The organism is Ruminococcus sp. SR1/5 (genome assembly GCF_000209835.1).
GTDB lineage: Bacteria > Bacillota > Clostridia > Lachnospirales > Lachnospiraceae > Blautia_A > Blautia_A fusiformis.
Map to the genome: position 1 here is coordinate 3,513,947 of NC_021014.1, position 6,158 is coordinate 3,520,104.

Below are 6,158 nucleotides of genomic sequence, written 5' to 3' on the forward strand. Positions count from 1 at the left end.
ATCAGTCAAGTGTGATATTTTCACCCTTCAATCCGTTGAATGCGCCTTCGATCTTCGCATCCTCATGAGCGATAAGCCATTTATTTCTGGCTGTCATCAGACCGTCCTCTCCGTCCTCTGACATCGAAAAATCAATCTCTGTGTTGGTTCCTCTCGGAAGAACAACTACACACTGAAATCCACTCTCATTCACATGGCACGGTGCATAGTGGAGCGTTGTGGCATAAACCTCGATCCCGGTTCCTGCCGGTACCAGAAATGCCTCCACCTTTGAGGTATCGTATGTAAGATCCTCTCCTATATCCTGCTGATGTCCGATAAGCAGTACAAGATCTGTCACTGCTACATTGATCTCGGAATTCCGATGATATTCCAGGGCATTCAGCTTTTTATTGTGACCATTGCAATATCCGATCTGGACAGGTAATCCACCAAACGCTCTGTTTTTCAGCTCTTTTTCCACATCGAGAGCTTCCAGCTCCTCTGCTGACGGAACATATACCACATCCTCCGGAACCGGTGTATGCTTCATCTCCTTCAGAAGCGGACCGAAATTGTATCCCTCCAGAACCTTTCCGTATCTGCGGAAAGCCGGATCTGTTACTTTCTGAATTTTCACGATTTAACCCTCCTTACAAAATTACTGTTTCACAGCTTCTCTGTATCTTCGTTTTGAACTGAAAAAAGCATACCACATCATGGTATGCTTTTCGCCGCTTTTCTTGACTCATTCATAGCACTTTTTTGACATTTTTATGATTCTGACGCTCCACTCTTCCCGGCAGGATCCCGTAACGCTTTACAAATTCCCTGGAAAAAGCCCTGCTGCTTGCAAACCCGTTGTCAAGTGCGATAGAGCTGATGGTATGATCTGTATGCAAAAGCTCCTTATAGGCGTATGCCATGCGGATATCCTGTAAATATGTCTTAAAATTGACCTTCGCATATTTTCGGAACATCCTTGACAGATATGCATCGGAATATCCGAACATGGCTGCAAGTCCGGAAAGCCTGAGATCCTCCTTGTAATGCTCCCGCATATAAGTGGTTATTTTTGACAAAGCATCCAATCTGCGGCTGATCTTCAGCGCATTCTCCTCCACCTCTGTTTCCCTGTATGCGGAAACCATAAGATAAAGGACTTCATAGAACACTGCCCTGATACGGAATTCGTACCCCGTTTCCCCGGATACGTACACCCGATACATCTCCCGGATCAGAGAAACCATCCGCCTGTCTGTTTCCTCAGACTCTTCGTTTCTGCTCCGAAAACGGATGAACCTCTGAGCGGTAAAATAATCCGAAAACTGCTTCAGCGGGATCTGCAGTACGATGGTCTCATTACGTACTGGCGCCTGAATAGAATGTACTTCATTGGAATTAATGATCAGAAACTCCCCTGCCTTCAGAGGATACTCTTTCTCATCGATATAGAAATAAAGGCTCCCCTCCATCACCGCAAAGATCTCGATCGAAGTATGCCAGTGTTTTTCCCTTACATAATTTCCGTTTCTTCCTTCAAAAAGAAAAAGCTTAAAAGGAAATCCTTCATTGGGAATGATCAATTCATGCTGAAACTCCATGCTCCTTCTCCCTTTCCTGCTGTCCGGTCTGGACCCGGCGCATCATACTTCCGTAAAAAGCCGCCAGGATCTGCTGAAATAACGTTCCGATCATAACCGGAAATAATGTTTCCGCCGGAAAATACGCTCCCGCGATCACCGCACCGGCGCTGATGTTCCGCATTCCGGAACCATAGATCATGGAAACCGTTGCCTCTTTATTCTGTCTTGTAAGAATGGCAATGATCCAGCCAATGGCATATCCCCCTGCTGCCAGGACCAGGATCGCTGCTGCTACCTCCAGCCGTTCTCCGTTAAGATGCTTCATATAAGGAGAAACCTTGGAGGAATTGGAGGTTACCACAAAGATCAGGCACATTTTTGAAAAAGGTGCCAGCTTTTTCGGCCAGGTCTCCATAACCTTTCCATGGCTGACTTCATTAAGGCACATGGCAAGGACTGCCGGCAGAGCGATCATGAAAACCAGCTCCTTCATCATTCCCACAGTATCCATTTTTACGCTGGAGCCCACCAGGAGCTTCAATACTGCCGGGATCAGAAAGGGAGCCAGGATCGTATCGATCACAACCAGCGAAAGTGACAGCGGACTGTTTCCATTATAAATGGACACCCACATCAGACTGATCACCGCTGCAGGTACGGAAAATTCCAGCACCATTCCTGTGATATAATTCATATTGCCCGGGAACAGAAGATGTCCCAGACCGCAGGCGGCCACCGGTCCCAGCACATGAAGGATCAGCAGCATCAGGATCAGCGGAAGCGGCCGCTTAAACACATCTGCTACATCACGGAACCTGGATTTCAGCGCACCGATAAAGGTCATAAATGCAAAAGCATACGTCACATAGGGCACGCCATGCTTTGCAATATCCGGAAACAGTACCCCCGTAAGCAGACAGGCCGGCGTCACAAAAGCCATCCATTTCTCAATAAAGCTGTTAAATTTTTCCAGCATATCACACCTCTTGTTTGTCTTTTTTTACAGTTTATCACAAAAAAACAGCGGTGCAAGAAAAAAATCCCCTGTTTTATAGCCGATTCCGGACAAATATGATATGATAGTACCCATCCAAAAGCAACCTGAAACCAAGGCGGACTACAGATATCCGCCAAAATGATCATTTTTTATGATCTGGAAAACGAGGCAAAAAATGATTTCTTTAATTATACCATGCTTCAATGAGGAAGAATCCCTTCCGCTTTTTTACCCGGAAGCCACTTCTGTCCTCAGGCAAATGAACTGTGATTATGAGCTGATCTTTGTGAATGACGGTTCCAGAGACAGAACCCTTGAGATTTTAAAAGAGCTTTCCGAAAAGGATCCTCATGTGATCTATCTTTCTTTTTCCAGAAACTTCGGAAAAGAAGCTGCCATGTATGCAGGCTTCTGCAATGCCGGCGGCGATTATGTAGCAGTAATGGACGCTGATCTTCAGGATCCGCCGTCCCTTCTCCCGGAAATGCTGGAGAAGCTGGAATCCGGAGAATATGACAGCGTTGCCACCAGACGTGTCAGCCGTGACGGAGAGCCACCTATCCGGAGCTTTTTTGCCCGGAAATTTTATCAGCTGATCAATAAGATCTCGGATGCAGATATTGTGGACGGCGCCAGAGACTTCCGTCTGATGAAGCGCAGTATGGTGGATGCCATCGTCTCCATGAGTGAGTACAACCGCTTCTCCAAGGGAATCTTCGGCTGGATCGGTTTCCGCACCTGCTGGCTCCCCTACAAAAATATCGAACGCGTAGCCGGTGAGACCAAATGGAACTTCTGGAAGCTGTTTAAATACGCCGTCAGCGGCATCATCAATTTTTCTCAGGTACCGCTGACCATCGCCTCCTGGTTCGGAACGACCATGACCGGTTTTTCCTTTCTGGTCCTGGTAGCCATCATCGTCCGAAAGCTGATCTTCGATGATCCGGTCCCAGGCTGGGCTTCCACCATCTGTGTCATCATCTTCATCGGCGGCCTGCAGCTTTTCTGCCTGGGTATCATGGGACAATACATAGCCAAAACCTATATGGAGGTCAAGCAGCGCCCCCATTACATCATAGCAGAGTCCAACAAAAAGGACTTTACACCCATACGTTGATTTTCTATTCTGTCGGCAGCTCGACCACCTGATATTCGTGGCCCAGCGCCGGCAGGATTTTTTCTTTTACATCACTGGTCTTCATCAACAGAGTGGAAGTATTGATACACGGATGGCATCCGAAATATTCTTCATCCAGAACTTCTTTATCGATCACCAGGTGTACCTTCTTTTCTTTATCAAAGACCAGTCCCATCAGACTTAAGGACCCCGGTGTAATGTTCAGATATTCCTCCATCTGCTCTCCGTCTGCAAAGGAAAGTCTGGCTGTTCCGATCTGTTTGGACAGAAATTTTGTTTTAAACGGCTTCTCTCCCGGCATCAGCAGCAGATAGAAATCCGTTTTCTGTCGGTTGCAGAGAAAAAGATTTTTGCATATCTGCGCTCCCAGAAGCTGATCCACTGCCTCGCAGGCCTCCATGGTCATCAGTGCTTCATGATCTGCTCTTTTATATTCAATCCCAAGACTATCCAGAAAATCGTACACTGCGATTTCCTTCTCCAGACGGCCCTCGGTGTTCTCCGGTCTTCCTGTATAGATCGTTTTGTCAATTCTTGGTTCTTCCATGGTGTCTCCTCCGTTATTTTTACATTCTCATATGTGCAGGTCTTAGCCGCAGCATATTACGCTTTACTGTTTTACCCGTAACCTGCCGATTTGTTTAATCATAGCACACCTGTAGCAAATAAGATACTCCGGATTTCCGTCTGACTATTGACGATATCAGCCTCGGATGCTATACTCTCAGGCAGAAAGGGAATGAAGTTCTCCCCCGATCTTTATCGAAACCGCCACTGAGCTGATGACTTCTGTGCAATGCACGGGGTTACCAGCTTTTTTGATGAATTTTTAAGATCCGGGAGATTGAAAGGAGTTACTATGACAAAAGAAACTATCCAAAAAGAACATCGGATCCTGCAGCTGAAATACGCAGTCCTTGCAGTGGTCGTGGGAATCTGCGTCGGGATCGTAGACACCATCTTCGGCCGGGGCCTGCTGGCGATCTCTGCTTTTCGCACCGCACACTGGCGATATCTGCTGCCCTTCCTGCCTCTGGCCGGACTTCTTATTGTGTGGATGTATCATCATTTCAGCACCTTAAGCTTAAAGGGCATGTCCCTGATCTTCGAAACCGGGCAGAAAAAAAGAGACCAGATTCCTCTGGCCCTTGTCCCTCTGGTAATGCTCGGCACCTGGATCACTCATCTCTTTGGAGGAAGTGCCGGCCGTGAAGGTGTTGCCGTGCAGATCGGTGCTACACTCTCCCACGAGGCCGGACGCAGGCTACATATCCAGGAAAATACGCCTGTCATGCTGATCACCGGTATGGCTGCCGGTTTTGGCGGTCTGTTCCAGACACCACTGGCCGCTGTATTTTTTGCCATGGAGGTGATCGTTGCCGGATATCTTGAGTACGATGCGCTGCTGCCGGCACTTATTGCCGCATATACAGCCTCCTTCACCTCCCATTTCCTGGGACTTGAAAAATTTGCGGTGGATATCCAAGACACCTGGACCGTGACCGATCTCCGAAGCATGATCTCTCTCATTGCCCTCGGACTTACCTTTGGTCTCGCCGGACGATGCTTTTCCGTACTTCTTCAGAAAGCAAAGAAATCATTCGGGGAAAAAATTTCAAATCCGCTGATCCGCATCGCTGTCATGGCCATTCCACTGGCAGCTCTGCTGTTTGTGATCCACGGCGGACGCTACACAGGTCTTGGAACCAATCTCATCTCTGCTTCCTTTGCCGGAGATACGATCTACGGATATGACTGGATTCTGAAGCTTCTGTTTACTGTATTTACACTTGCCATCGGTTTTCAGGGCGGCGAAGTGACACCACTGTTCTCCATCGGCGCTTCCCTTGGAGTCGTCCTAGGTTCCATCCTCGGGATCCCTCCCATTATCTGCGGGGCACTTGGCTACGCCGCAGTATTCGGCAGCGCCACCAACACCCTCATCGCCCCGATCCTCATCGGCCTGGAAGTCTTCGGCACCCGAAACACCCTCCCCCTTATCCTGGTATGCATCCTCGCTTATCTGATCAATGGAAATCACTCCATTTATGGAGCACAGCAGAAGGCGCTTTGCAGGTTTGAGAAGTAGATATGTACATATTTTTTATTCGGTCATGGCTGACTCGGTTGTGACCGAGTGAACTACCCATCACCTAAAGGTAATGGACTTCTAAGGATATCAGATTCGCCATATGATTCCTTTCTTCAGCTATTAATGGATTCTATCTCCGAATCATCATATATTTTCTTTAACTCTTTTCTCATTTCCTTATTGATACTTATATATTTTGAATCATTATCAGCCCATTTTACTTTCAGGATATCGTGTTTGCGTATATATAATACAGGCAGCCGGCTTCTGTGCTTATCCATAAAAATTCCCTGGCTTTCATAAAAAATTTCCTGCAGATAATCATTCATTTCATCTACCTGGATTACAAATGTAAAACGAATATCC

Annotated in this window: 7 protein-coding genes and 1 riboswitch; of the genes, 2 read left to right on the forward strand and 5 right to left on the reverse strand. The window is 47.2% G+C overall.

Features of this window, described 5'->3' with window-relative positions; genetic code table 11:
• Position 1 precedes the first annotated feature (1 nt).
• From CK1_RS17510 to CK1_RS17520, 3 genes are all read right to left on the reverse strand, one after another.
• A complete protein-coding gene (locus CK1_RS17510; protein ID WP_306289040.1) occupies positions 2-619 on the reverse strand; it encodes a DUF4867 family protein in 618 nt (205 codons plus the stop codon).
• 112 nt (positions 620-731) lie between these two features.
• Complete coding sequence (locus CK1_RS17515) at positions 732-1,583, reverse strand: AraC family transcriptional regulator (protein WP_015527463.1); 852 nt, start codon at positions 1,581-1,583, stop codon at positions 732-734.
• Positions 1,567-2,541, reverse strand: a complete 975-nt coding sequence (locus CK1_RS17520) for a bile acid:sodium symporter family protein (protein WP_015527464.1) — start codon at positions 2,539-2,541, stop codon at positions 1,567-1,569. Before CK1_RS17520 ends, CK1_RS17515 begins: the two co-directional genes overlap by 17 nt.
• A gap of 196 nt (positions 2,542-2,737) precedes the next feature.
• On the opposite strand from CK1_RS17520, the gene CK1_RS17525 reads away from it, so the two are divergent.
• A complete protein-coding gene (locus tag CK1_RS17525) occupies positions 2,738-3,679 on the forward strand; it encodes a glycosyltransferase family 2 protein (protein WP_015527465.1) in 942 nt (313 codons plus the stop codon).
• Positions 3,680-3,683: 4 nt separating this feature from the next.
• On the opposite strand, the gene CK1_RS17530 is transcribed toward CK1_RS17525, so the two are convergent.
• Entirely contained in the window at positions 3,684-4,247 is a 564-nt protein-coding gene (locus CK1_RS17530; RefSeq protein WP_015527466.1) for a prolyl-tRNA synthetase associated domain-containing protein, read from the reverse strand.
• A gap of 179 nt (positions 4,248-4,426) precedes the next feature.
• A riboswitch (Fluoride riboswitch) is annotated at positions 4,427-4,499 on the forward strand.
• 60 nt (positions 4,500-4,559) lie between these two features.
• Here CK1_RS17530 and CK1_RS17535 point away from each other — a divergent pair.
• Entirely contained in the window at positions 4,560-5,789 is a 1,230-nt protein-coding gene (locus CK1_RS17535; protein ID WP_015527467.1) for a chloride channel protein, read from the forward strand.
• Positions 5,790-5,905: 116 nt separating this feature from the next.
• On the opposite strand, the gene CK1_RS17540 is transcribed toward CK1_RS17535, so the two are convergent.
• Positions 5,906-6,158, reverse strand: a 253-nt coding sequence (locus CK1_RS17540) for a hypothetical protein (RefSeq protein WP_306289041.1), incomplete at its 5' end; no start/stop codon positions are given.

Excerpts from the sequence above, each read along its gene's own strand:
- CK1_RS17515 (WP_015527463.1), bottom strand. The coding sequence starts at position 1,583 with ATGGAGTTTCAGCATGAATTGATCATTCCCAATGAAGGATTTCCTTTT.
- CK1_RS17520 (WP_015527464.1), bottom strand. The coding sequence starts at position 2,541 with ATGCTGGAAAAATTTAACAGCTTTATTGAGAAATGGATGGCTTTTGTG.
- CK1_RS17525 (WP_015527465.1), top strand. The coding sequence starts at position 2,738 with ATGATTTCTTTAATTATACCATGCTTCAATGAGGAAGAATCCCTTCCG.
- CK1_RS17530 (WP_015527466.1), bottom strand. The coding sequence starts at position 4,247 with ATGGAAGAACCAAGAATTGACAAAACGATCTATACAGGAAGACCGGAG.
- CK1_RS17535 (WP_015527467.1), top strand. The coding sequence starts at position 4,560 with ATGACAAAAGAAACTATCCAAAAAGAACATCGGATCCTGCAGCTGAAA.